This window comes from Agromyces sp. NPDC057679 (assembly GCF_042799635.1).
Taxonomy (GTDB): Bacteria; Actinomycetota; Actinomycetes; order Actinomycetales; family Microbacteriaceae; genus Agromyces.
The window spans coordinates 403,433-427,260 of sequence record NZ_JBHVIK010000002.1 but is presented as its reverse complement, the minus strand read 5'-3'; the positions used below and the strand labels follow the sequence as shown (position 1 = coordinate 427,260).

Below are 23,828 nucleotides of genomic sequence, written 5' to 3'. Positions count from 1 at the left end.
CATGCGCATCTTCGACCCGCACATCCACATGAGCTCGCGCACCACGACCGACTACCGCGCGATGTACGACGCCGGCGTGCGCGCACTCGTCGAACCCTCGTTCTGGCTCGGGCAGCCGCGCACGAACGTGGGCAGCTACACCGACTACTTCGACTCGCTCATCGGCTGGGAGCGATTCCGCGCGGCGCAGTACGGGATCCGTCACCACGCCACGATCGCGCTGAACCCGAAGGAGGCGAACGACCCGCGCTGCCGCGAGGTGCTCGACGTGCTGCCCCGCTACCTCGCGAAGGACGGCGTGGTCGCCGTCGGCGAGACGGGCTACGACTCGATGACGCCCGAGGAGGACGAGGTCTTCGCCCGGCACCTCGAGCTCGCGCTGCAGCACCGCCTGCCGGCGCTCGTGCACACCCCGCACCGCGACAAGGCGTCGGGCACACGGCGCACGCTCGACGTCGTGCGCGAGTCGGGCCTCGCGCCCGAGCTGGTGCTGGTCGACCACCTGAACGAGACGACGGTGGCCGACGTCGCCGACAGCGGCTGCTGGATGGGCTTCTCGATCTACCCCGACACGAAGATGGACGAGCATCGCTTCGTCGCGATCCTGCGCGAGTACGGCACCGAGCGCATGCTCGCCAACAGCGCAGCCGACTGGGGGCACTCCGATCCGTTGAAGACGCTCGCGACGGCGCACGCGATGCTCGACGCCGGGTTCGACGACGACGACGTCGACCTGGTGCTCTGGCGCAATCCGGTCGCGTTCTACGGGCAGAGCGGCCGGCTCAACCTCGAGCCGGTGCCCGGTTTCGAGGGCGAGGCGGATGCCACGGCGCCCGCCGCACCCGCGTCGCCGTTGTTCGAGGGCAACTCCGTGCTCCGGGGGGTGCCGGCCTGATGGAGCTCTCGTACTGCACGAACGTCCACCCGGCCGAGGACCTCGACGGGGTGATCGAGCAGCTCGCCCGCTACGCCGGGCCGGCTCGGCGCGCTGCGGGGCTCGACCGCCTCGGCGTCGGGCTGTGGCTGCCGGCGCCCCTCGCGGGCCGGCTCGCACGCGACCCGGAGGCCCGCGCCCGGCTCGCCGCGGCCCTCGCGGCCGAGGGGCTCGAGGTGCGCACGGTGAACGCCTTCCCGTACACGGCGTTCCACGCCGAGGTCGTGAAGCGCGACGTCTACCGGCCCGACTGGACCGACACTCGGCGCGCCGACTACACGCTCGACTGCGCCGAGGTGCTCGCCGAGCTCCTGCCCGAGGGCGCCGTCGGCAGCATCTCGACGCTCCCCCTCGGGTGGCGCTCGCCGTGGACGGCCGACGACGACGACCTGGCGACGGCCGCCCTCGCACGCGTCGCGGCCGGCCTCCTCGAGCTGCGGGAGCGCACCGGCCGCACGGTGCGCCTGGCGATCGAGCCCGAGCCCGGCTGCGTGCTCGACACCGTCGACGACGTCGTCGACTGGCTGGCGCCCCGCATCGGCGCGCCCATCGACCTCGATCCTGTCGACGGCGACCTCGCCGCGCCGCCGCGCATCGACCCCGAGTTCGTCGGCATCTGCCTCGACACGTGCCATCTGGCCGCCTCCTTCGCCGACCCCGTCGAGGCCGTGCGCCGCATCCGGCGCGCCGGCCTGCGCATCCCGAAAGTGCAGGCTTCGGCAGCCCTGCACGTCGAGGATCCGGCCGACGCGGCCGCGCGGGCGGCGCTCGAGGCGTTCGCCGAGCCGCGCTACCTGCACCAGACCCGCGCCCTCGCCGCCGACGGCGCGGTGCTGCGTGTCGACGACCTGCCCGACGCGCTCGACCGCCTGCGCACCGACGGCCCCTGGCGGGTGCACTTCCACGTGCCGCTGCACCTCGCGCCCGCCGCGCCGCTCGGCTCGACCACCGAGGTGCTGCGCCGGGCGGTCGAGGCGGTCCGCGAGCTGCCCGACGGCGACGAAACGCACCTCGACGTCGAGACGTACACCTGGACCGTGCTGCCGGGCGGGGCGGGCGACCTCGTCGCCGGCATCGCCGCGGAGCTGCGCTGGGCGGTCGCGGAGCTCTCCGGCGTCGCCGCCGAGCGGGTGGCGTCATGACCCGGGTGCTGCTGCTCGACGTCGTCGGCCTCACCTCGCGTGCGCTCGCGCAGATGCCGAGACTGCGCGCGCTCGCCGCCGGCGGGGCGTCGGCCTCGCTCGGCACGGTGCTGCCGGCCGTCACCTGCAGCGTGCAGTCGACGATGCTCACCGGCCTCGCTCCGGCGCAGCACGGCATCGTCGGCAACGGCTGGTACCACCGCGACATCGGCGAGGTGAACCTGTGGCGCCAGCACAACGCGCTCGTCGAGGGCGAGAAGGTGTGGGAGACGGCCCGCCTCCGCGAGCCGGGCTTCACGACCGCGAACGTCTGCTGGTGGTACGCGATGGGCGCGACCACCGACCTCACCGTCACTCCTCGCCCGATCTACCACGCCGATGGACGGAAGTCGCCCGACTGCTACACGCGGCCCCCCGCGCTGCACGACCGCCTGACCGGGGAGCTCGGCGGGTTCCCGCTCTTCACCTACTGGGGGCCGACGGCGTCGATCGCCTCGACGCGGTGGATCGTCGAGGCCACCCGCTCGGTGCTGCGCACGGAGTCGTCGGACCTCGTGATGGCCTATCTGCCGCACCTCGACTACGACCTGCAGCGCTTCGGCCCCGACTCCCCCGAGGCCGATCGCGCCGCGGCGGAGCTCGACGCGGTGCTCGCGCCGCTCCTCGACGACGCGATCGCCGCCGGCGCGACCGTCGTGGCCGTGGCCGAGTACGGCATCGCCCCGGCCGACCGTCCGGTCGACGTGAACCGGGCACTGCGGCGGGCCGGCCTGCTCGAGGTGCACGAGCAGCAGGGCCGCGAACTGCTCGACCCGATGACCTCGCGCGCCTTCGCCGTCGCCGACCACCAGGTCGCGCACGTCTACGTCCGCGACGCCGCCGACGTGCCGCGGGTGCGCGATGTGCTCAGCGGGCTCGAGGGGGTCGACGAGGTGCTCGGACGCGCCGAGCAGGCCCGGTTCGGCCTCGACCACCCGCGGTCGGGCGAGCTCGTGCTCGTCGCCGAGCCCGGCGCCTGGTTCACGTACTACTACTGGCTCGACGACCGGCGCGCCCCCGACTTCGCCCGCGGGGTCGAGATCCACCGCAAGCCCGGCTACGACCCCGCCGAGCTGTTCTTCGACCCGGCCGATCCCTCCGCGAAGGTCCGCGCGGCGATGGGGCTCGTGCGCAAGAAGCTCGGGCTGCGCTACGCGATGAACGTCGTGCCGCTCGACCCGTCGCACGTGCGGGGCACGCACGGCCGGCTCCCGACCTCGGCCGACGACACCCCGCTCATCGTCTGCTCCGATGCCGCGCTGCCGTTCTGGGGCGACGCCCCCGAGCTCGTGCCGGCGGCACGGGTGCGCGACCTCGTGCTCGAAGCGGCCGGAGTGCCCGAACCGGCGGCCGCACCGTGACCGGCCCGATCGTCACCGCGGCCGACGAGGTCGTGCTCCTCGACGACGACGGCACCCCCATCGGCACCTTCGACAAGGCGCTCGTCCACGGCCCCGACACACCGCTGCACCTCGCGTTCTCCTGCTACCTGTTCGACGAAGACGGCCGGATGCTCCTGACCCGACGCGCCCTCTCGAAGGCGACGTGGCCCGGGGTCTGGACGAACGCGTGCTGCGGGCACCCGCGCCCCGGCGAGGATCCGGTCGCGGCGGTCGCCCGGCGGGTCCGTTCGGAGCTCGGCGTCGAGGCCCGTGACATCCGCCCGGTCCTGCCCGACTTCCGCTACCGCGCCGTCGATCCGGGCGGCATGGTCGAGCACGAGCATTGCCCGGTGTACTTCGCCGAGCTGTCGGGCGACCCGCGACCCGATCCCGACGAGGTGCTCTCGTGGGCCTGGGTGGAGCCCGCGGCGTTCCTCGAGACGGCCGAGCAGGCGCCGTTCCTGCTCAGCCCGTGGAGCGTGCTGCAGGCGGAGCAGTTCCGTCGCCTGGGGCTGCCGGCCGGGCGTGGGCGAGCACCCACGAGTGCATCGTGATCGCGGCAGCGGCGGCGGCGTTGAGTGAGCGGGTCGACCCGTACTGGGTGATCTCGACCACGATGTCGCCGGCCGCCTGAGCCTCGGCCGAGAGCCCAGGGCCCTCCTGGCCGAACAGCAGCACGCAGCGCTCGGGCCAGGCGAACGCGTCGATCGGCACCGCTCCCTCGACGTTGTCGACGGCGATCACGGGGAGCTGCTCGGCCCTGGCCCACTCGACGAACCCCGCGACATCCGGGTGGTACTCGACGTGCTGGTAGCGGTCGGTGACCATGGCGCCGCGCTTGTTCCAGCGGCGGCGGCCGATGATGTGCACGGTGTCGGCGGCGAACGCGTTGGCGGTGCGCACGATCGAGCCGATGTTCATGTCGTGCTGCCAGTTCTCGATCGCGACGTGGAAGCCGTGCCTGCGCTCGTCGAGGTCGGCGACGATCGCCTCCATGCGCCAGTACCGGTAGCGGTCGATGACGTTGCGGGTGTCGCCCGCGTTGAGCAGCTCGGGGTCGTAGCGCGGGTCGTCGGGCCACTCGGCCTCGCCGCCGGGCCACGGCCCGACGCCGTGCTGCGGCAGGGTCGCCTCGGGTTCGGATGCCTCGGGGCCGACCTCGTCACTCACACCCGCAACGCTACCCGTGCACGTCGCGGGCGTGGGGTCGGGCGTCAGCGAGGGCCCGGGCGACAGCAGTGAGCGGCGGGGTCAGCGCCGACGGAACGGCCAGAAGGCGCGCCGGGGCGGCGTGATCGCGGCAGCGGCGCCGGTGGCGTTGACGTGCCCCGCACTCGGCGTCGCGGTGGCGGTCGGCGTCGTGGCGGCTCGACGCGGCGCGGCCGTGGCCGGGTCGTCGACCGCCTCGTCGTCCATTGCGAGGTCGTCGGGGTCGCCCGCGAAGCCGGGTCGCCCGGCCGGCTCAGCCTCCTCGAGCGGCGGGCGGCCGGCCTCGACCCAGCGCAGGTAGAGCGCGTACGGGTCGTCGTCCGCTCCGGGCGACGTCTCTTCGGACCGCGAGCGGGTTCGCCCGATCAATCGACGCAGCATCATGCACTCCCGTGTTCAACGATACGGCGTCGAGCACTTTTCGGTGCGCCGAAATCTTGATAGGTTTTCGGTATGCCGAAAACGCTCGACGACGAGACCGACACCCCCGACGCCACCGCCGCCGCTCCGAAAGCGGCAGTCACCGGCGCGCGGCGATCGCGCGATGCATCCGTGCCCCGCGTCGCGTGGTTGATCGGCCCCGCCCTCGTCGCGGGCGTCGCCTACCTCGACCCCGGCAACGTCGCGAGCAACATGACCGCGGGCGCCCAGTACGGCTACCTCCTCGTCTGGGTCGTCGTGCTCGGCAACGTGATGGCGTGGCTCATCCAGTACCTGTCGGCGAAGCTCGGCATCGTCACCGGCCGCAGCCTCCCCGAGGTGCTCGGCGGGCGCATCCGCAACCGCTGGGGCCGCCGCGCCTACTGGCTGCAGGCCGAGCTCGTCGCCATAGCGACCGACCTCGCCGAGGTCATCGGCGGCGCCGTGGCCCTCAACCTGCTGTTCGGCGTGCCGCTGATCTGGGGCGGGCTCATCACCGGCGCCGTCTCGATCGGGCTGCTCGTGCTGCAGTCGCGGCGGGGGCCCCGCACCTTCGAGTTCGTCATCATCGGCCTCCTGGCGATCATCGCGATCGGCTTCACCGTCGGCGTCTTCGTCGCACCCCCCGACCCCGCCGGGCTCCTCGGGGGGCTCGTGCCGCGCTTCGCCGATGCGAACTCGGTGCTGCTCGCGGCATCCATTCTCGGCGCGACCATCATGCCGCACGCGATCTACGCGCACTCGGCGCTCTCGCGCGACCGCTTCGCGACGCGGCGCGGCGAGCAGGCGAAGGCCGTGGAGCAGGAACCCGGCACTGCAGCCTCGGCCCGAGCGACCGCCTGGCACGGCTTCGGCATCCGCCGCGGCACCGACGCCGCACCCGAGCTCGCGCCCGGCACCGCGACCCACGTGCCGACCGACGTGCTGGTGCGCGCCACTCGCTGGGACGTCTCGATCGCGATGGCGATCGCCGGCACGGTGAACCTCTGCATCCTGCTGCTCGCCGCCGTGAACCTCTCGGGGGTCGAGGGCACCGACAGCCTCGAAGGCGCGTACGCCGCGCTCGGTGCGGCACTCGGCCCCGCCATCGCGACGCTCTTCGCGGTCGGCCTCCTCGCCTCAGGGCTCGCCTCGACCTCGGTCGGCGCGTACGCCGGCGCCGAGATCATGTACGGCCTGCTGCACGTGCGCGTGCCGCTCATCCTCCGCCGGCTCGTGACGCTCGTACCGGCCCTCGCGATCCTGTGGCTCGGCTTCGACCCGACGCTCTCGCTCGTGCTCAGCCAGGTGGTGCTCTCGTTCGGCATCCCGTTCGCGCTCATCCCCCTCGTCTCGCTCACCGCCAAGGCCGGGGTGCTCGGCCGCTGGCGCAACCACTGGGCGACGACCGCGGCGGGGGTCGCCGCCTCGGTCTTCCTCATCACGCTGAACGGCGTGCTGCTCTGGCTGGTGTTCACCGGGGCGTAGCCGGCGACGAGCCTGCGGTGGGGGGCGCGAGCCGCTCGCTCCGCGCGCCTCCGGCAGAACTGCCGCAGAACTTTCCATCGCGACAACTCTCGCAAGAGTTTCCGCTGCGGAGGACGTCACACAGGCATCCGCCCTCGGGTCGTCACCTACGCTGCTGGAACCCACGGATGGAGGACATCATGACCGGCTGGCGGCTGCGCGAGTTCCACAACGACGACCTCGACGGCATCCTGCACCTCTGGGAGGAGCAGCGGCAGTCGTCGCACGAGCCCGTCTACGACCTCAGCGAGGTCATCGCGTCCTGCCAGATGGACCACGCCGTCGTCGCGGTGCACGCCGACGAGGTCGTCGGCGCCGCCGTCGGCCGGGCCGCGCACGACCAGGGCTGGGTCGTGTTCTTCGCGATCGCCGACGACTGGCGGCACCGCGGCATCGGCTCGGCGATGCTCGCCGCCCTCGAGAAGCGCATGGCGCCGCACGGCCTCACGAAGCTCTCGGCCCTCATCCCCGAGAACGAGAGCCGGGTCGACGCGTTCGCCAACCAGGGCTTCGAGCTCAAGCACCAGCTCCGCTACTTCGAACGTCGCATCCCCGTGCAGCGGCAGGAGTTGAGCTCCCTCGCCGAGCTCGGCGGCCGCCTGCTGCCCCGCACCCTCTGGGAGTCGGTCGCGGGCATGCGCCGCGAGAAGGAGATCCTCGAGCAGCGCCTCGTGCTGCCGCTCGCCGAACCCGACCTCGCCGAGCGCTACGGCGTGGTGCCTCCGCGGGCGGTCGTGCTGTTCGGTCCGCCCGGCACGGGCAAGACGACGTTCGCGAAGGCGATCGCCTCGCGGCTCGAGTGGTCGTTCGTCGAGGTGTTCCCGTCGCGGCTCGCGGCCGAGCCGGGCGGCCTCGCGGGCGCACTGCGCGACACGTTCACGAAGATCTCCGAGCTCGAGCACGCGGTCGTGTTCATCGACGAGGTCGAGGAGATCGCGGCGCAGCGCTCGGGCGAGCCGCCGTCGCCGCTGCAGGGCGTCACGAACGAGCTGCTGAAGATCATCCCCGCGTTCCGCGAGCAGCCCGGGCGCCTGCTGGTGTGCGCGACGAACTTCATCCGCGCGCTCGACAGCGCCTTCCTCCGGCACGGCCGGTTCGACTACGTGATCCCGATCGGGCTGCCCGACGAGGCGGCCAGGCACGCGATCTGGCAGCGCTACGTGCCCGAGCAGGTGGCCGACGCCGTCGACCTCGCCCTGCTCGTCGAACGCACCGCCGGGTTCTCGCCGGCCGACATCGAGTTCGCGGCGCGCAGCGCCTCCCAGCGGGCGTTCGAGGTCGCCGTGCGCAACGGCGCGGCGGGTTCGGATGCCTCGGGCGACGGGTCGGGCGTGACATCCGACCCGGCGGGCCCGAGCACCGCCGACTACCTCGAGGCCATCGCCGGCACCCGCACGACGGTCTCGCCCGAGACCGCCACGGCGTTCCTCGAGGACATCGACCGGCTCGCCCGCGTCTGACCGCGCGCGCACCCGGTCGCGCCGGGCCCTCGCGGCTAGGCTTGGGCCGATGCCAGCCAGCAAGAACCCCGCGATCGAGGACTACCTGAAGACGGTGTACGCGCACACCGAGTGGCAGCCCGAGCCGATCACGCCCTCGGCGCTCGCCGGAAAGCTCGGTGTCGCCCCGTCGAGCGTGACCGAGATGGTGAAGAAGATGGCCGCGGCCGGACTGGTCTCGCACGTGCCCTACGGCCCGCTGCGGCTCACCGACGAGGGTCGCGTGCGCGCGCTCGCGGTGGTGCGGCGCCACCGCCTGATCGAGACCTGGCTCGTGCACGAGATGGGCTACGCCTGGGACGAGGTGCACGACGAGGCCGAGGTGCTCGAGCACGCCCTCAGCGACCGCCTCCTCGAGGCGATCGACGTGCGGCTCGGCCGCCCCACCCGGGACCCGCACGGCGACGCGATCCCCGCCGCCGACGGCGCCCTCGCCGCCGAGCCGTTCGTGCGCCTCGACGAGGCGGCCGCCGGCCACACCGGTCGCGTGCTGCGCATCAGCGACCGCGACCCCGAGGTGCTGCGGTCGCTCGCCGCCGCGGGCGTCGCGCCCGGCGTCGGCGTCGTCGTCGAATCGGCGGATGCCTCCGGCGAGCGCGTGCGCATCAGGCTCGCGCCGAACGGCGCCCGCGGTGCGAAGGCGGTGCCGGCCGAGGCATCCCCGGTCGAACTCACGACCGCGGCGGCCGCCGAGATCTGGGTCACGGGCTGAGGGCAGCCCGCCCGATGCGTCGCTCCGGGCTGGTCTCCGTGCCGGCACGCCGAGCCAGGGGCATCCCGATCGGCGTGTCGACCTCGAGACCAGCCGAGACCGACACCCGCCCGCCCTCGAACCAGGAGTCCGAATGACCGCCGTCACCCTGATCCGCTCCCATTCCCTGTATGCCGGCGCCCCGTACGCCTACGCCGCGACGGCACCGGCCGATGCGCGGCTCGTGTTCCTCGCCGGGGCATGCCCGCTGAACGAGGACGGCTCGACCGCCGGACGCGGCGACATCGCCGCCCAGGCGGCGAAGTGCATCGAGAACCTTCGCACGGCACTGGCCGACGCCGGTGCGCGCATCGAGGACGTCGTCAGCACCCGGGTGCTCGTCGCGTCGAGCGATCGAGCGGACCTCGGCACCGCATGGGAGGTCGTGCGCACCGCCTTCGGCGAGCACGACGCCCCGAGCACGCTGCTGGGCGTCACCGTGCTCGGTTACGAGGGCCAACTCGTCGAGGTCGAGGCCGTCGCTGCCGTTCGCGACTGAGGCCTCATCCCCCGCGGGTCACCTCGTCGGCGATCGTCGAACGCGCACATCGATCGCCCCCATCCGCCGTGGATTTCCCCAGTTGATGAGTGGAAACGGTTGCGGCGCTGTTAGCATCCCGCGGTGCGCATTCTCCGCAGGACACTGGTCGTCCTCCTCGTCATCGTGCTCGTTCTCGTGGCGGGTGCCGTCGCCGTCTACTGGTGGCAGCGTCCGATGCTGCGCACCGGCACCGGGTACGCGGCGCACAACGCCTGCGCCGTGACCGAGGTCGCGGGTCGCGACGACCCCGCGAGCGACCTGCCGTCGAACCCGCTCGTGCCCTACCTCCAGGTCGACGTCGACCGCGACGAGGCCGTCACGACCGGTTCGCTGCTCGGCCTCCTCTCCGCCCAGAAGGCCTGGTTCACGCCCGGCTTCGGCTGCACGCTCGCGAGCGAGGCCCCCGAGCTCGGCGAGGCGTCGACCGTGACCGGCGAAGGCAACCCGTTCACGGATGCCTCGACGCCGGCGCCGTCCGCAGAGCTCGACGCCGCACTCGCCGCCGCCTTCGGCGACGAGCTCTCCGAGGCCGACGCCGCAGCCCTCGGCACCCGCGGCGTCGTCGTCGCGAAGGGGGGCGAGCTCGTCGCCGAGCGCTACGCCCACGGCTTCGACGCCGAGACCCCGCAGCTCGGCTGGTCGATGTCGAAGAGCGCGACGAGCCTCATCACGGGCATGCTCGCGCAGCAGGGCGAGATCGCCCTCGACGACGCGGGCCTCCGCCCCGAGTGGAGCGACGAGCGCGCCGACATCACCGTCGAGCAGCTGCTGCGCATGACGAGCGGGCTCGAGTGGGACGAGACGTACGACCTCGGCACCCCGATCACGCAGATGCTCTACAACGAGGGCGACATGGCCGGCTACGTCGCGGGCCTCCCCCTCGAGAGCACGCCCGGCACGGTGCAGGAGTACTCGAGCGGGTCGACGACGCTGCTCTGCTCGATCCTCGCCGAACGCACCGGCCTGGGCGCCGACCTGCCGCGGCAGACGCTGCTCGGCGCGCTCGGCCTCTCGTCGGCGACGTTCGAGCCCGACGCGGCCGGCACGCCCGTCTGCTCGTCGTACCTCTGGGCGACGCCGCGCGACTGGGCCGCGATCGGCCAGTTCGCGCTGCAGAACGGCGAGTGGAACGGCGAGCAGCTGCTGCCCGCCGACTGGATGGCGAAGAGCCTCGAGGTGCTGCCGGTCGACGCGACCGACGACCCCGGCTACGGCATGGGCTGGCGAGTCAACGTGCTCGCCGACGGCAGCCTGCGCTGGCCCGAGCTTCCCGAGGACACGTACTACGCGTCGGGCCACGACGGCCAGAAGGTCATCGTCGTGCCGTCGGAGGACCTCGTCGTCGTGCGCATGGGCTTCACGCCCGAGGTCGACGACGAGCCGAGCGAGGTGCAGCTCGTCGCCGACGTGATCGCGGCGCTGGGCGCGGACACAGCGGGATAGGCGCGGGCTCGCCGCAGTCTCACCCGATGTAGCCGTCGCGGCGGCCCTGCTCCCTGAGCTGCTCCGCCTCCGCCCTCGCCTGGTCGCGCCAGGGCTCCGCCGGGAGTCGCTTCCCGCGCGCCCGCACGATCAGAAGTACGACGACCGAGACGACGGCGATCCCGACGATGCCGGCGAGACCCACCCAGAACGTTCCGTCCATGGCACGCTCCCTCCTCGATAGGCGTCACGATAGTCCTCCGGCCCCGGCGCGGCCAGAGCGGGCGACTCGCACCGGTAACCGCCGCGACGCGGCCCGGTCACGTGTGCGGCCTAGGCTTGACCCATGGGACGACGTGACGAAGTCGAGTGCTGGCTGACCGACATGGACGGCGTGCTCGTGCACGAGAACCACGCCCTGCCGGGCGCCGCCGAGCTGCTGCAGCAGTGGGAGGACGCGGGCACTCCGTACCTCGTGCTCACGAACAACTCCATCTTCACCGCCCGCGACCTCTCGGCGCGGCTGCGGTCGAGCGGGCTCAACGTTCCCGAAGACCGCATCTGGACCTCGGCGCTCGCGACGGCCGACTTCCTCAAGCAGCAGCTGCCGGGCGGCTCGGCGTTCGTGATCGGCGAGGCCGGTATCCTGACGGCCTTGCACGACGCGGGCTACATCATGACCGAGACGAGTCCCGACTTCGTCGTCGTCGGCGAGACGCGCAACTACTCGTTCGAGGCGATCACGAAGGCCATCAGGCTGATCGATGCCGGCGCGCGCTTCATCGTCACGAACCCCGATGCCACCGGGCCCAGCGCCGACGGCCCGCTGCCGGCCACCGGCGCGATCGCCGCGCTCATCACGAAGGCGACGGGCAAGGAGCCGTACGTGGTCGGCAAGCCGAACCCGATGATGTTCCGCTCGGCGCTGAACAAGATCGGCGCGCACTCCGAGAACACCGCCATGATCGGCGACCGCATGGACACCGACATCGTCGCGGGCATCGAGGCCGGCCTGCACACCGTGCTCGTGCTGACGGGCATCAGCGATCAGGCCGAGATCGAGAAGTACCCGTTCCGGCCCGACGAGATCCTGGCGGGCGTCTCCGAGCTCGTCGGCGACCCCGCCGAGACCGAACTCTGACCGTAGCAACCCCGAACCGCTTCACCCGAAGGGCAGCACCATGATCGAACTCACCGACATCGACCTCGACGAGGACGGCGAGCTCAGCGCCGTCGTCAGCCTCCCCGGCGACCGCCAGGTCGCCGTCCTCTTCGCCCTCGACGAGGGTGAGGAGCTCGAGTCCGCGGTGATGCTCGCCACCGCGCAGCGCGCGCTCACCCCGTTGACGGCCGAGCAGCTCGACCGCCTCGAGCAGGAGATCGTGCGCGAGCTCGTCGACTCGGAGTTCGAGGGCGGCGAGCAGGAGGCGACCGACGACGACTACACCGAGCTCGCCGACGAGCTCGAGCTGCAGGGCGCGATCGTGTCGAGCGACGCGACCCTCGTGCTCGTCTACGAGGCGCCGACCCAGTACACGGGCCTCGTGATCTACGCACAGCTCGACGAGGACCTCGAGATCGAGGTGCTGAGCGTCGCCGCGACCGACGAGGACGAGCTCGACGACGCCGACGACGCGGCCGACGCGGAGGAAGAGGTCGAGCAGGGCGACTGACGCCGCCCCGCTCGACTCGCCGGCTCGCGACGCGAGCTGCCGTGCCGGGCTACGCCGCCAGCGGCGCCTCCTCGGGCTCCGCGTCGAGCCGCGCCCGCACCTCGGGGTCGAGATCGAGCTCGGCGGCGCCGAGCACCTCCTCGAGCTGCGCGACGCTCGACGGACCGGCCACGGGGATCACGGGCACCTCGCGGCCGAGCAGCCATGCGAGCGCGACCTGGTTCGGCGTGGCGCCGACGTCGCGGGCGACCTCGCGCAGCAGCGCGATCCGCGCGTGCGTGGTGGGGTGGTTCACGCCACCCCAGAGCGTCTTGTCGCTCCGGGTGAACGCGCCCTGGTGCAGCGGCGAGTAAGCGGTCACGGCGAGCGGCGGGCGGCCGTCGACCCCGGTGGATGCCGCATACGAGAGCAGTTCGGGCGTCACGAAGTTCTGCCGGCCGAGCTTCGGCGCGGGGTAGACGTAGCTGTACTGCTGCTGCACGAGGCCGTAGGGGGCGATGCCCTGGCGGATCGCCTCCTCGCGCGCCTCGACGATGCGCCAGAGGGCGACGTTCGAGATGCCGGCGACGCCGACGAGCCCCTCCTCCTGCAGTGCACCGAAAGCACCGACGGTCTCGGCGAGTGGAGTCTCGAGGTCGTCGACGTGCCCGTAGACGACGTCGAGGTGGTCGACCCCGAGGTGCTTCGCGCTCTCGCGGGCCTCCCAGTCGATCGTCGTCGCCCCGAGCCCCTGGAAGTTCGTCGGCGGCGTGTTCGAGAGCGGCAGCGCCGGGTCGGCCTTGGCGGCGCCGAGCTTCGTGGCGATGCGCAGCCGGTCGCGCACGCCGCGCGACGTCAGCCAGCGGCCGAGGAGGTCTTCGCTGTCGCGGCCGTAGCCGCCGTCCCAGAAGCTGTAGTTGTTGGCGGTGTCGATGAAGGTGCCGCCGGCCTCGACGAAGCGGTCGAGGATCGCGAACGAGGTCGCCTCGTCGATCTTCGTGCCCATCTGCATGGTGCCGAGGCAGATCGTCGAGACGTCGAAGCTCGTGCGGCCGTTGCCGATCGTGCGGTATCGCATGGGATGTTCCTCCGTTGGTGTGGGTGACGTCGTCCAGCGTAGGAATCGATCGGTTCGGGCATACACTCCAATTACGACAGCGTTCACCAGACCAATCGAGAGACGACCGGATGCCTCGCTCCCGCCCCGCGCCGGGTCCCTCCCTCGCCTGGGAGACCCTCATCGACCTCGGCCCGGGGCCCGAGCCGCTGCGCGATCGCCTCGAGCGCGCCATCCGCGACGCCGTCACGAGCGGACGCGCCCCCGCGGGGGCGGCACTCCCGCCGAGTCGCGGCCTCGCAGAGACCCTCGGCGTCTCGCGCTGGGTCGTCACCGAGGCCTACGGGCAGCTCGTCGCCGAGGGCTTCCTCGAAGCAACGGTCGGCTCGGGCACGCGGGTGCCCACCACCACCTTTGCTGCTGCAGGAGATCTGACGCGAGGCACGCTCTCAGCAGACCATGGAGCCCATCCTCCTGCAGAAGCAGCGAAGGCCTCCGGGCTGCGCCCCGAGTACCGGCGGCCGCCGTACGACCTCGGGCCGGGCGTCGCCGACCTGCGGCATGCGCCGCGCGCGCGGTGGGCGGCGGCCGTGCGGCACGCCCTCGAGGTGCTGCCCGACGCCGAGTTCGCGGTCGTCGATCGGCTGGGGCATCCGACCGCGCGCACCGCGGTCGCCGACTACCTCGCACGCTCGCGCCGCGCCGTCGCCGCACCCGACGACGTCGTGATCACGCACAGCGCGACCGACGGCATGACCGCGGTGGTGGCCGGGCTCCGCGCCGCCGGGCACCGGTCGATCATCGTCGAGGATCCGAGCTGGTCGCGCCTCCGCGAAGTCGCCGCCGCGGCCGGGCTCACCCCCGTGCCGGTGCCGGTCGACGGCGACGGGATCGACGTCGGCCGGCTCGTCGCAGTCGCGGCCAGAACGGGCGCCCGCGCCGCGCTCATCACTCCCGCGCACCAGTTCCCGCTCGGCGCGGCGCTGTCGCCGGCGCGACGCGACGCGATCGTGCGCTGGGTGCGCGAGGTCGACGGCGTGCTCATCGAAGACGACTACGACGCCGAGTTCCGCTACGACCGGCGCCCGATCGCCGCGCTGCAGAGCCTCGCTCCCGAGCGCGTCGTGCTCGTCGGCTCGCTCTCGAAGTCGATGGCGCAGGCGTACGGGCTCGGCTGGGCGCTCCTGCCCGCGACGCTCCGCGAGCGGGTGCGGCTCGCGGAGCGCCCGCGCCCCTCGACGCTCGAGCAGGCGGCGCTCGCGCGGTTCATCGAATCGGGCGACCTCGAGCGGCACCTGCGAGCTGCGCGCGGCCGGTTCAAGCGCCGCCGCACCGCACTGCTCGCCGCACTCGGCCGGGAGCTGCCCGAGCTCGAGGTGACCGGCATCGCCGCCGGGATGCACGCGGTGCTCGCGCTGCCGCCGGGGGTGCGGGCCGCCGAGGTCTCGGCTGCCGCGGCCGAGCACGGCATCGCGGTCTCGGACCTCGCACGCTACCGCGCGACCGGGGCGCAGGCGTCGCCCGAGGCCCTCGTCCTCGGCTACGGCAACCTCTCGGACGCGCTCGTCGACGAGGCGGTCGCGCGTCTCGCGCGGGTCATCCGATCGCTCGCCTGAACTGCGCGCGGCGGCCGAACGCGAGGACCACCTGTCGCATGCCCGCTCAGAAGCCGGTCGGCCCGTGCTTCGACTGATCCTTCGCCTGTTCCCTCGCGCGCTCGGCATCGAGAACGCCGTCGGCCGCTTCGGGGTTGCGCCCTCGCGCCTTCTCCGAGGTGCGACGCGCTGAGAACGCCCACTTGACGACCACCCAGACCACGACGATCACGCCGAGCCCGACCCAGAATGTCCAGTCCATCTCGACCACCCCTCGCACCGAAGCTACTCCGGCCGCCCCGAGTCGGCAATGAGGATTGCTCATGTATACGAGGCTTCGGATCAGTCGCCGAAGTCCCTGGACAGTGCCCTCGAACTCAGGGCGTGAGCTCGAACTCGTGGGCCGGGTCCCACGGCTCGGCCCAGCCGAGCCGGTCGAGCATGCGGTCGAGCACGAGCGCGGTGAAACCCCACACGAGGTGCCGCTGCCCGTCGACCGTCGGCAGGAACCCGGGTCCGCGCCACTCCTGCCCGGCCCGACGGGCGACCGTCGTGACCCGGTTGCGCGGATCGACGAGGTCGGCGACCGGCGTGCGGAACACCGCCGACGACTCGGCGACGTCGACGACCCCGACGGGCGACGGCGCCCGCCACCAGCCGAGCACCGGTGTCACGAGGTGTCCCGAGTACGGCACCGGGATGGACGGCAGCGCACCGAGCACCTCGACCCCGGCGGTGTCGAGCCCGGTCTCCTCGCGTGCCTCGCGGAGCGCCGCGTCGACCGGCCCGCGGTCCTCGGGGTCGACCCGCCCGCCGGGGAAGGCGACCTGCCCGGCGTGCGATCGCAGGGTCTCCGCGCGCGCGAGCAGCAGCACGTCGAGGTCACGGGACACCGCACGGTCCTGCGCGGCGTGATCGCTCGGAAGGTCGTCGAGCACTCCGAAGAGGATCAGCACGGCGGCGTCGCGCAACTCGACGTCGCCGAACCGTTCATCGCTCGGCCAGTCGGCGAAGAGCCCAGCGTCGTGCGCGAGCGCCGCCAGCTCGTCGCGGGCGGCTCCGACGCCATCGAGTGCAGTCACCCTCCAGAGGCTACCCCGCGGCGCGCCGCAGACGATGGGCGAACTGGTCGACGACCTCGAAGCGTCGCCCGTCGACGCACCGGCCGCTCAGGCGAGGCGCGCGACGGCGGTCTCGACGAGGCCCCAGAACCGCTCGACGTCGAGATCGACGGCGACGCTCGCATTGGGCTCGCGGCGGAGCATCCCGTCGAAATCGACGCTCGTCGCGCCGAGCGTCTCGGTGCCCGTGAGCTCGATGTCGAGGCGCGTGCGCCGCAACGTGACGACGTCGGGGGCGACGAGCACCGCGACCGCCACCGGGTCGTGCAGGGGGCCCTCGGGCATGCCGAAGACCTCGTCGTTCGTTCGGCAGAAGAACTCGAGCAGCTCATCGCCGAACGCGGCCGTGCGGGTGCCCGTCGCCGAGAGGCGGTCGCGCACGGCCTGCGTCACGAGCGCCCGGTGGGTGACGTTGAGCCCGACCATCGTGAAGTCGACGCCGCTGCGCACGACGAGGTCGAGCGCGTCGGGGTCGACCCAGGCGTTGAACTCGGCGTACGGGGTGGCGTTGCCGCGCTCCGTCGAGCCGCCCATCCAGACGATCCGGGCGATGCGCGGGGCCAGCTCGGGACGATCGCGCAGCAGGATCGCCACGTTCGTGAGCGGACCCGTCGCGATGATCGCGACGGGCTCTTCCGCAGCCAGCAGGGTGTCGGCGATGAGCTCGGTCGCCCCGCGCGCCTCGAGCGGCACCGTCGCCTCGGGCAGCTCGGGCCCGCCGAGCCCGTTCTCCCCGTGGATCCACTCGGCCGTCTCGAGCTCGCGCACGAGCGGGGCGGCGGCGCCAGCCGCGACCGGCACCCCGGTGACCCCGGCGACGCTCAGCGCGACGCGGGCGTTGCGGCTCGTGTGCTCGAGGGCGACGTTGCCGCCGACGGTGGTCACCGCGCGAAGGTCGAGGGCCGGATGCCCCGCGGCGAGCCAGAGGGCGAAGACGTCGTCGTGTCCGGGGTCGCAGTCGACGATCACGGGCAGGGTCATGCGGGCGAGGCTCCTTCGTCGTCGAGCTGCGCGGCGGCGAGCACCGCCGCGCGTGGGGCGTACGAATCGACCGTGCCGCGCGCCTGCACGGCGAGGGCGCCGGCGGCGACGGCGATGCGCATCGACTCGGCGAGGCTGCGCCCCTCGGCGAGGAACGCCGCGAGGGTGCCCGTGAAGCAGTCGCCCGCCCCCGTCGTGTCGACGGCGACGACCTCGGGCGCCGGCTCCGCCCAGTCGCCCTCGGGCGACGCCCCGACCGCACCCACCGCACCGAGCGTCACGACCACAGAGCGCGCGACCCGGCCGACCGCGGCGGCCGCGTGCGAGCGCCACTCCTCCAGCGGCGCGTCGACCGCGACATCCTCGCCGATGCCGATCGCCCGTGCCTCGTGCTCGTTGACGACGAGCGGGTCGCACACCGCGAGCGCCGTGGCGGAGACCGCGACGGGCGGCGCGAGGTTCACGACGAGGCGCACGTCGAGCGCCGCGCAGTGCTCGGCGAGCCGCTCGATCGTCGCGATCGGGAGTTCGCCCTGACTCAGCACGAGCGCACCGGAGGCGAGGCGTGCACGTTCGGCGTCGAGCGCGGCCGGGTCGAGTGCGAGGTTCGCGCCGCCCGTGACGATGACCGTGTTCTCGCCCGAATCGGCGACCGTGATCTGCGCGACACCGGTCGGGGCATCCCTGACACGCTCGACGCCCGCGGTCGCGAGACCCAGACGATCCAGCACGCCGAACGCGAGCGCGGCGTTCGCGTCGTCGCCGACCCGCGCGACGAGCTCGACCTCGGCGCCGGCCAGGTGGGCGGCGACCGCCTGGTTCGCGCCCTTGCCGCCGAGCGCCGTGCGGAACGTGCGAGACGTGACCGTCTCGCCGGGTTCGGGGAACCGCTCGACGTAGCTCGTGGCGTCGACGTTCAGGGAGCCGACGACGACGACCCGGGCGCCGCGTGCCAACTCAGGCCGCCGGCCCCGGGCCCGCGATGCTCGCCGTCAGCGGCTCGCCGCCCGAACGGTTGGCGAAGCAGTAGTAGTCGCGAGCTCCGGCCTCCCACTGGGCGGCCTCGGCCGGGTACGACGCCTGGACCTGCAGGTCTTCCATGCCCGACACCGCGGCCACGTTGATGACGCCCGACGCCGTGCACAGGAGGTTCATCTGCGTGGCGAGTTCGGCCTCGCCCGGGTAGGGCGCGGCGGCGTCGCCCGGCAGCGTGCCGCGGTAGACGAGCTGCGCGGCATGCGGCGTCGCGCAGTCGACGACCGTGTACTCCTCCTGCCAGGCGTCGGTGAATGGCTCGAGGCACTCGCCGCCGAAGAGGGTGTTCCAGGCATGGACGCCCGCGGGCTGCGGAGCGGTCGGCACCGGTGCCGGCGTCTCGCTCGCGCTGGCCGACGGGGAGTTGCTCGGCGTGTCGGCGCCGGCGCCCTTCGTGAGCATCGTGCCGAGGAAGAACAGCCCGGCGAGCACGAGCAGGGCGACGAGCCCGCCCGCGATCCAGACGAGCGGTCGGATGCCGCCCTTGCCGCCGCCGTCCTTGCCGGTGCCGCCGCTGCCGGAGGCGCCGCCTCCGAAGCCGCCTGCACCGGATCCTGCGCCCGGACCCGACGACCCGCGAGCGCCCTGGCCGCCGCCTGCGAAGCCGCCGCTCGCACCGCTCCCACCGGCCGCGAAGCCGCCCGTGGCGCCTGCACCTGCACCTGCACCTGCGGCGAACAGTTGCGCGGTCGCATCCGTCTGGAGGAGCGCCGTGGCCGGAAAGGCCTCGACCTGGCGGCCGGCCGAAGGGTCGACCAGTCGGAGCGGACCCGTCGCCGTGACGCTGCCGAACAGCGCCGCGAGCCCGTCGTCGGCCTGATCGGCCGAGTCGGGCCCCGCGCCGAAGGGATCGTCGGCCGTGTCTTTCGCCGACCAGGGGTCGTTCTCGGCCGGGAACGGCTCGGTGCCGAACTGCTGCGGCTCCTCGTCGAACGTCTCGAATGCGGCGGTGCGCGGAGTGAAGGCGTCGAAGAACCGGTCCTCGGGCGCGAACTCCGCCGCGGACTCTGCGACGAGATCGGGGGCGGGCTCGGGCTCGGGCTCGGGCTCGAGCCGGGGGATCCGCACGAGCGATCCGAGACCGCTGCTCATCGGCGGCTCGTCGACGACCGCGGTCGCACCGCTCGCCGGGGCACCGCCCGCGAGGATCGCGGACACCGAACCCGGTGACGCTGCACGCGGGTCCTCGGCGGTCGGGTCGGGCTGGAGGTTCCAGAGGAATCCCGCCTCCTCGGAGGCGTCGTCGAACTCGTCGTCGAACTCGTCGTCGGCGGACCGGGCGCGGTCGACGACCTCGTCGAGTCGCGGGTCGGACGAGAACGGCAGGCCCCGGCGCCGCGGCTCCTCGACGACCTCCTCTTCGTGACCCCGGTCGTCGTCGGCGTCGTCATCGTCGGCTCCGAAAGCGAGGCCGAGTCGGTCGAAGGCATCGGTGCCGGTGAGCGCGGACTGCGCTGCCGCCCCGGCCTCGACGCCCGTGAACGCGGCGCCCGCCGCTGCGGCCGTGGATGCCACGGGGGTCTCGGCAGCCGCGGCTCCCCCGCCGAGTGCGGCGAGCAGGTCGTCGACCGGCGGGACGGCGCCCAAGGAGGCCGGCGCGGGGCGGGATTCCGCTGCGGCGAAGGCGGGGAACGGCGCTCGCGGTGCCGAGAGCATGCCCTCGGCCGGGCGATCCTGCTCGTGCAGCGCGGGCAGGGCGACGGTCCGCGGGTCGGATGCCTCGGCACCCCGGCCGTCGAACACCTGCGGCGCCTCGACCTGGTCGAGGGCGGCGCGCCGTTCGGCACGAGGCGTCCACTCGAGCTCCTCGGCGAACGCGTCGAAACGGCCTGCGCGGCGGGGAGCGGGTTCGGCGTCGTCGGAGAGCTCCGGCGCTGCCGGCTCGGTGCGACCGAAGTCCTCCGACACCGTCTCGACGGGCGTCGACGCGGGTGCGGGGTACTCGGGTGCGGCGAACTCGGCCGCCGGGTATGCGGGCGCGGGATGCTCCATCGCCGGCGCCGGAGCGCCGTACTCGAACGGCAGGGCAGGCGCCTGCGAGAACTCATCGGGCTCCGCGACCGGTCGAGGCTCGACATGCGTCTCGGGCCTCGCGGAGGCGAAATCGGTCCACGCACGACCCGGCGTCCATGACGGCGCCGCTGCGGCGGCCGTCGCGTCGGGCTGAGGGGCACCGGGAGCGATCGGATCGGCCTCGTACGTCGGCGCCGGAGTGGGCGCGGGCGTCACCGGCGCCGACGGCGCGAATGACGTGGCCGGCGCGGTCGGGCTCGTCGGCTCGGGCTCGTTGAGCGCCGCCCACAGCTCGTCGTCGTAGCTCGCCGCACGCGGCGCGGGGGCCTCGCCCCACCCGGCCGGCGCCTCGGGCGGCGCGGTCGGGTGCGGCTGCTGGACCGGGATGCCGCCCACCGGCGTGAACGAGCTGCGCGCCACCGCGGGCGCGGAGAAGCCGGCGAACGGGCCGTCCTCGATCGGCGCCCTCGGCTCGGCCGGGGCCGACTCGGGCACGACGGGCTCGGCGACCGGCGCCTGCGGGGCGACCGACTGGGCCGGGCCGCTCGTCGGGGCAGGGACGCTCGTCGGGGCAGGGTCGCTCGACGGCACGCCGAGCGACGCCGTGCTGTCGGAGAGCTGCTGGAACGCCGCCCGGAGCGCGGCCTCGGACTCGAGCTCTTGGTCGCCCCAGGTGAGCGCGAAGGATGCGGGCGGCGTCACGGGCCCGGGCGGCGGCGCCGGTGTCGGGGAGGGCGCCGGCGCGAGCGGCGCCGTCGATGTGTCGGGCGGCACGGGGCTCGCCTGGGGCGACTGCCAGGGCGTCGCGGGCGGCTGGGCCGAGGACATCGGGTTCGGATCACCGAACTGCGGAATCGGCGCGGGTGCGAGAGCAGGAGCCGCCGCGGGGGCGGCCGGAGCCGTTCCGACGGGCGGCTCGACCTCGGTGAGGCGGACGGTCGGCGCCGGCGGCGCGACGGTGAAGGGCGGGGTCCAGCTCGGCAGCCCCGACTGGACGGGCGGCAACGCGGCCGCACCGAGGCCGGCGGCGCCGGCGCCCGCGCCGTTCGCGACTCCGGCGGCACCGGCAGCGCCCTCGGCGCCGGCGATTCCGGCCGCACCGGCCGCACCGGCCACGAAGCCGGCATCGCGCCACGGCGCCGGCTGAGCCGACTCGAGCGGTGCCGACGGGTGCGCGGGTGCAGGCGTGTGCCCGGGGTCGCCGATGACGGGCAGCGCCCGGGTGGCCGAATCGTCACGCGAGGGCGGCTCGGCCAGCGAGAACCAGTCGAGCACCTCCTCGTGGTGCGACGAGCGCGGCGGGGTCGTGGGCGCGGCGGGCGGCTGCGGCGTCGCGGCGAGGTGCGGAGGGACGGGGGCGGGAGCGGCCGGCGCGACGGGGGCCGCGAACGCCGAAGGAACCTGCGGCGGGGTCTGCGGCGGGGACGCCTGCGGCGCGGAGCCGGAAGCTCCGCCGCCCGCGAGCTGCGCGAGCAGCCAGTCGGCGCCGTCGTCGAATCCCTGCCGCCCGCTCATCAGGCCAGGCCCAGGTCTTCCAGTCCGATGGCGTAGAGGTACGGCACGCCCTCGGCCTCGATGATCTCGCGGGCCCCGGTGGCCCGGTCGACGACGACCGCGACCGCGACGACCTCGGCGCCGACCTTGCGGAGCGCCTCGATGGCCTTGATCGGCGAACCGCCGGTGGTCGAGGTGTCCTCGAGCACGATCACGCGCTTGCCGGCGAGATCGGGGCCTTCGACCTGCTTGCCGCGGCCATGGTCCTTCGGCTCCTTGCGCACGACGAAGGCGTCGTAGGCGAGGCCGCGCGCGGCACCCTGGTGCAGGATCGCGGAGGCGATCGGGTCTGCGCCCATCGTCAGACCGCCCACGGCGGCGACGTCGGGGATGTCGCCGATCACGTCGAGCATGACCTGGCCGATCAGCGGGGCGACGCGGTGGTCGAGGCTGACCTTGCGGAGGTCGACGTAGTACGTCGCCTTCTTGCCGCTCGTCAGCGTGAAGTCGCCGTGGAACACGGCGTCGGCGGAGATGAAGTCGATGAGCCGGCGGCGCGCGTCGGCGGAGTCGAGGGGCTGGCGATCAGTCACCCGAATACTCTACGACCCGCCTGCCTGAGAAGAAGGGGAGGATTCATCGGCCGGCGACTCCTCCGGGGCATCCTTGGGGGTCTTGCCCGACCGGGCGCGGCGCTCGCGCCGGCCGCCCCAGAACGACTGCGGGGTTCCGGGAACGAGGCGCGCCCAGAAGGGCGGCTCCTCCTCCTCGGTGAGCGCAGCGGGCACGTCGACGTGGAAGTCCGCGAGCTCCTCGGCCCCGTGATGCACGACGCGGTAGAGGGCGGTGCCGATGAGCACGCCGAGCGCGATCGACATGATCGAGGTGATCGCCTCCGCGAAGTCCTCGAGGCCTCGCGTGGTGCCGACCGCCTCGGTGAGTCCGAGCAGCCCGGCCGCGCCGGGGACGAGGAGCCAGAACGCCGGGAGGAAGGTCAGCTGCGAGGGCGCTCCGTGCCGCAGCGTCGCGATCCAGAGCACCACCGGCGTCATCGCGACGGCGCCGATGAACCCGCCGACCGTCGAGCCGATGAGCACGGTGCCGGCGTACTGCCCCACGTACGCCACGATGAGCACCAGGAGCACCCACCCGAAGGTGCGCCGCGGCGCCGAGAAGTGCAGGTAGTTGCCGATGGCGAAGAGGAGCACGCCGAGCACCGGGATCCACCAGGGCAGTGACGTGGATGCCTCGAGCGCCTCGTAGCTCGAATCCTCGACGCCGACGACGGTGCCCGCCGCGAGGATGCCGAACGCGAGCAGTGCGAGCTGCACGAGGCCGAACACGAGGCGCGACGCTCCTGCGAGCATCTGCCCGGCCGCGAGCTCACCCACGCCGGTGGTGAGCACGCCACCGGGGAGGAAGGTCGCGAGCGGCGCGATCAGCAGGCGGATCGGGTCGCCGATCTCGATGTGGGGCGCGATCAGGAAGACGACGATCGCGCAGGCGAATGCCGCGAACACGGGGAAGATGAGCTGCAGCGTGGGCGAGCGGACGAGCTTCGCCAGACCGACGAAGGCGCCGAGCCCGAACGCGATGAGCGCGCCCTGCCAGGTGGGGGCGAGCAGCAGCGAGAGGCCGGTGACGAGCACGGCGTGCCCGAAGGTGCGCACGATCCACCCGTGCCCGGCCTTCATCGCGCCGATCTCGTTGAGGCGCCTGAGGCCCTCGATCGGTTCGAGCTCGGCGCGCTCGGCCTCGCCGATCAGGTTGTAGAGCGCGGCGATCTGGTCGAAGCGGAACGAGGCGTTCACCGCCGAGCGGATCTCGACCCGCCCCTCCTCGCCCTCGCCGGTCTCGACGATGATCACCGTCGGCAGCACGATGAAGTCGGTGTCGTCGCGGCCGTACGCCCGTGACACCGTGACGAGCGTGTCCCTGATGCGGTCGACGGATTCGGCGGCCGCGTTCATGCCCTCCGCGAGCCCCAGGAGGAACTGGCGGAGCAGTGCGCGATCGGCGATCTCGGCCATCAGGG

At 73.3% G+C, this 23,828-nt stretch carries 23 protein-coding genes; 12 read left to right on the top strand and 11 right to left on the bottom strand.

The window, feature by feature from the left end; translation table 11 throughout:
- The first annotated feature begins 1 nt into the window (after position 1).
- Genes ACFVAJ_RS08930 through idi form a run of 4 tightly spaced genes read left to right on the top strand, consistent with a single transcriptional unit; the run spans position 2 to position 4,051 of the window.
- On the top strand, positions 2–895 hold the full coding sequence (locus ACFVAJ_RS08930; RefSeq protein ID WP_376943235.1) for a TatD family hydrolase: 894 nt from the start codon (positions 2–4) through the stop codon (positions 893–895).
- Positions 895–2,076, top strand: coding sequence for a metabolite traffic protein EboE (gene eboE, locus ACFVAJ_RS08925; RefSeq protein ID WP_376943233.1), 1,182 nt, complete (start codon positions 895–897; stop codon positions 2,074–2,076). The genes ACFVAJ_RS08930 and eboE overlap by 1 nt, the downstream gene beginning before the upstream one ends.
- Positions 2,073–3,476, top strand: a complete 1,404-nt coding sequence (locus ACFVAJ_RS08920; protein ID WP_376943231.1) for an alkaline phosphatase family protein — start codon at positions 2,073–2,075, stop codon at positions 3,474–3,476. The genes eboE and ACFVAJ_RS08920 overlap by 4 nt, the downstream gene beginning before the upstream one ends.
- Positions 3,473–4,051, top strand: a complete 579-nt coding sequence (gene idi / locus ACFVAJ_RS08915; protein ID WP_376943229.1) for an isopentenyl-diphosphate Delta-isomerase — start codon at positions 3,473–3,475, stop codon at positions 4,049–4,051. Before ACFVAJ_RS08920 ends, idi begins: the two co-directional genes overlap by 4 nt.
- Here idi and ACFVAJ_RS08910 read toward each other — a convergent pair.
- Together ACFVAJ_RS08910 and ACFVAJ_RS08905 are read right to left on the bottom strand one after the other, a co-directional pair.
- Entirely contained in the window at positions 3,963–4,667 is a 705-nt protein-coding gene (locus ACFVAJ_RS08910; protein WP_376943227.1) for a TrmH family RNA methyltransferase, read from the bottom strand. The genes idi and ACFVAJ_RS08910 overlap by 89 nt on opposite strands.
- 81 nt (positions 4,668–4,748) lie before the next feature.
- Positions 4,749–5,075 (bottom strand): hypothetical protein, encoded by a 327-nt coding sequence (locus ACFVAJ_RS08905; protein WP_376943225.1) that lies wholly within the window; start codon positions 5,073–5,075, stop codon positions 4,749–4,751.
- 84 nt (positions 5,076–5,159) lie between these two features.
- Here ACFVAJ_RS08905 and ACFVAJ_RS08900 point away from each other — a divergent pair, with 84 nt between their 5' ends.
- From ACFVAJ_RS08900 to ACFVAJ_RS08880, 5 genes are all read left to right on the top strand, one after another.
- The gene (locus tag ACFVAJ_RS08900) at positions 5,160–6,593 is read left to right on the top strand and encodes an Nramp family divalent metal transporter (RefSeq protein ID WP_376943223.1); all 1,434 of its coding nucleotides are present in this window, start codon (positions 5,160–5,162) and stop codon (positions 6,591–6,593) included.
- Between the two features lie 179 nt (positions 6,594–6,772).
- The gene (locus tag ACFVAJ_RS08895; RefSeq protein WP_376943221.1) at positions 6,773–8,092 is read left to right on the top strand and encodes an ATP-binding protein; all 1,320 of its coding nucleotides are present in this window, start codon (positions 6,773–6,775) and stop codon (positions 8,090–8,092) included.
- A 49-nt stretch (positions 8,093–8,141) separates the two neighbouring features.
- A complete protein-coding gene (locus ACFVAJ_RS08890; protein WP_376943219.1) occupies positions 8,142–8,843 on the top strand; it encodes a metal-dependent transcriptional regulator in 702 nt (233 codons plus the stop codon).
- 133 nt (positions 8,844–8,976) lie between these two features.
- Complete coding sequence (locus tag ACFVAJ_RS08885; protein WP_376943217.1) at positions 8,977–9,381, top strand: RidA family protein; 405 nt, start codon at positions 8,977–8,979, stop codon at positions 9,379–9,381.
- Between the two features lie 123 nt (positions 9,382–9,504).
- Positions 9,505–10,866 carry a serine hydrolase domain-containing protein gene (locus ACFVAJ_RS08880; RefSeq protein ID WP_376943215.1) on the top strand — a complete coding sequence of 454 codons (1,362 nt, stop codon included), beginning with the start codon at positions 9,505–9,507 and terminating at the stop codon, positions 10,864–10,866.
- Between the two features lie 19 nt (positions 10,867–10,885).
- On the opposite strand, the gene ACFVAJ_RS08875 is transcribed toward ACFVAJ_RS08880, so the two are convergent.
- Positions 10,886–11,068 carry a hypothetical protein gene (locus tag ACFVAJ_RS08875; RefSeq protein ID WP_376943212.1) on the bottom strand — a complete coding sequence of 61 codons (183 nt, stop codon included), beginning with the start codon at positions 11,066–11,068 and terminating at the stop codon, positions 10,886–10,888.
- Positions 11,069–11,191: 123 nt separating this feature from the next.
- Between ACFVAJ_RS08875 and ACFVAJ_RS08870 the strand changes: the two genes are divergently transcribed.
- Both ACFVAJ_RS08870 and ACFVAJ_RS08865 read left to right on the top strand, forming a co-directional pair.
- A complete protein-coding gene (locus tag ACFVAJ_RS08870; RefSeq protein WP_376943210.1) occupies positions 11,192–11,986 on the top strand; it encodes an HAD-IIA family hydrolase in 795 nt (264 codons plus the stop codon).
- 40 nt (positions 11,987–12,026) lie between these two features.
- A complete protein-coding gene (locus tag ACFVAJ_RS08865) occupies positions 12,027–12,518 on the top strand; it encodes a hypothetical protein (RefSeq protein ID WP_376943208.1) in 492 nt (163 codons plus the stop codon).
- Between the two features lie 49 nt (positions 12,519–12,567).
- Here the strand turns inward: ACFVAJ_RS08865 and ACFVAJ_RS08860 are convergent, their stop codons facing one another.
- On the bottom strand, positions 12,568–13,575 hold the full coding sequence (locus tag ACFVAJ_RS08860) for an aldo/keto reductase (RefSeq protein WP_376943206.1): 1,008 nt from the start codon (positions 13,573–13,575) through the stop codon (positions 12,568–12,570).
- A gap of 110 nt (positions 13,576–13,685) precedes the next feature.
- Here ACFVAJ_RS08860 and ACFVAJ_RS08855 point away from each other — a divergent pair, with 110 nt between their 5' ends.
- Entirely contained in the window at positions 13,686–15,170 is a 1,485-nt protein-coding gene (locus ACFVAJ_RS08855) for a PLP-dependent aminotransferase family protein (RefSeq protein WP_376943204.1), read from the top strand.
- A 46-nt stretch (positions 15,171–15,216) separates the two neighbouring features.
- Here ACFVAJ_RS08855 and ACFVAJ_RS08850 read toward each other — a convergent pair whose 3' ends face one another.
- The 7 genes from ACFVAJ_RS08850 to ACFVAJ_RS08820 all read right to left on the bottom strand — a co-directional run bounded on the left by ACFVAJ_RS08850 (position 15,217) and on the right by ACFVAJ_RS08820 (position 23,823).
- Positions 15,217–15,411 (bottom strand): hypothetical protein, encoded by a 195-nt coding sequence (locus ACFVAJ_RS08850; RefSeq protein ID WP_376943202.1) that lies wholly within the window; start codon positions 15,409–15,411, stop codon positions 15,217–15,219.
- A 115-nt stretch (positions 15,412–15,526) separates the two neighbouring features.
- Entirely contained in the window at positions 15,527–16,231 is a 705-nt protein-coding gene (locus tag ACFVAJ_RS08845; protein ID WP_376943200.1) for an NUDIX hydrolase, read from the bottom strand.
- Positions 16,232–16,318: 87 nt separating this feature from the next.
- Positions 16,319–17,251, bottom strand: a complete 933-nt coding sequence (locus tag ACFVAJ_RS08840; RefSeq protein WP_376943198.1) for a nucleoside hydrolase — start codon at positions 17,249–17,251, stop codon at positions 16,319–16,321.
- Positions 17,248–18,207: a ribokinase gene (locus ACFVAJ_RS08835; protein WP_376943196.1), complete on the bottom strand. Its 960-nt coding sequence runs from the start codon at positions 18,205–18,207 to the stop codon at positions 17,248–17,250. The genes ACFVAJ_RS08840 and ACFVAJ_RS08835 overlap by 4 nt, the downstream gene beginning before the upstream one ends.
- A 1-nt stretch (position 18,208) precedes the next feature.
- On the bottom strand, positions 18,209–21,814 hold the full coding sequence (locus ACFVAJ_RS08830) for a septum formation family protein (RefSeq protein ID WP_376943194.1): 3,606 nt from the start codon (positions 21,812–21,814) through the stop codon (positions 18,209–18,211).
- A complete protein-coding gene (gene pyrE, locus ACFVAJ_RS08825) occupies positions 21,814–22,386 on the bottom strand; it encodes an orotate phosphoribosyltransferase (RefSeq protein ID WP_376943192.1) in 573 nt (190 codons plus the stop codon). Before pyrE ends, ACFVAJ_RS08830 begins: the two co-directional genes overlap by 1 nt.
- Positions 22,387–22,395: 9 nt before the next feature.
- Positions 22,396–23,823, bottom strand: coding sequence for a threonine/serine exporter ThrE family protein (locus ACFVAJ_RS08820; RefSeq protein ID WP_376943190.1), 1,428 nt, complete (start codon positions 23,821–23,823; stop codon positions 22,396–22,398).
- Between the last annotated feature and the right edge of the window lie 5 nt (positions 23,824–23,828).

What these genes read in the sequence shown, in the direction of transcription:
- ACFVAJ_RS08850 (WP_376943202.1), bottom strand. Translation starts at nt 15,411, where the DNA reads ATGGACTGGACATTCTGGGTCGGGCTCGGCGTGATCGTCGTGGTCTGG.
- ACFVAJ_RS08890 (WP_376943219.1), top strand. Translation starts at nt 8,142, where the DNA reads ATGCCAGCCAGCAAGAACCCCGCGATCGAGGACTACCTGAAGACGGTG.
- ACFVAJ_RS08875 (WP_376943212.1), bottom strand. Translation starts at nt 11,068, where the DNA reads ATGGACGGAACGTTCTGGGTGGGTCTCGCCGGCATCGTCGGGATCGCC.
- eboE (WP_376943233.1), top strand. Translation starts at nt 895, where the DNA reads ATGGAGCTCTCGTACTGCACGAACGTCCACCCGGCCGAGGACCTCGAC.
- ACFVAJ_RS08860 (WP_376943206.1), bottom strand. Translation starts at nt 13,575, where the DNA reads ATGCGATACCGCACGATCGGCAACGGCCGCACGAGCTTCGACGTCTCG.
- ACFVAJ_RS08855 (WP_376943204.1), top strand. Translation starts at nt 13,686, where the DNA reads ATGCCTCGCTCCCGCCCCGCGCCGGGTCCCTCCCTCGCCTGGGAGACC.
- ACFVAJ_RS08870 (WP_376943210.1), top strand. Translation starts at nt 11,192, where the DNA reads ATGGGACGACGTGACGAAGTCGAGTGCTGGCTGACCGACATGGACGGC.
- ACFVAJ_RS08830 (WP_376943194.1), bottom strand. Translation starts at nt 21,814, where the DNA reads ATGAGCGGGCGGCAGGGATTCGACGACGGCGCCGACTGGCTGCTCGCG.
- ACFVAJ_RS08865 (WP_376943208.1), top strand. Translation starts at nt 12,027, where the DNA reads ATGATCGAACTCACCGACATCGACCTCGACGAGGACGGCGAGCTCAGC.
- ACFVAJ_RS08920 (WP_376943231.1), top strand. Translation starts at nt 2,073, where the DNA reads ATGACCCGGGTGCTGCTGCTCGACGTCGTCGGCCTCACCTCGCGTGCG.
- ACFVAJ_RS08900 (WP_376943223.1), top strand. Translation starts at nt 5,160, where the DNA reads ATGCCGAAAACGCTCGACGACGAGACCGACACCCCCGACGCCACCGCC.
- ACFVAJ_RS08885 (WP_376943217.1), top strand. Translation starts at nt 8,977, where the DNA reads ATGACCGCCGTCACCCTGATCCGCTCCCATTCCCTGTATGCCGGCGCC.
- ACFVAJ_RS08840 (WP_376943198.1), bottom strand. Translation starts at nt 17,251, where the DNA reads ATGACCCTGCCCGTGATCGTCGACTGCGACCCCGGACACGACGACGTC.
- ACFVAJ_RS08895 (WP_376943221.1), top strand. Translation starts at nt 6,773, where the DNA reads ATGACCGGCTGGCGGCTGCGCGAGTTCCACAACGACGACCTCGACGGC.
- ACFVAJ_RS08820 (WP_376943190.1), bottom strand. Translation starts at nt 23,823, where the DNA reads ATGGCCGAGATCGCCGATCGCGCACTGCTCCGCCAGTTCCTCCTGGGG.
- ACFVAJ_RS08930 (WP_376943235.1), top strand. Translation starts at nt 2, where the DNA reads ATGCGCATCTTCGACCCGCACATCCACATGAGCTCGCGCACCACGACC.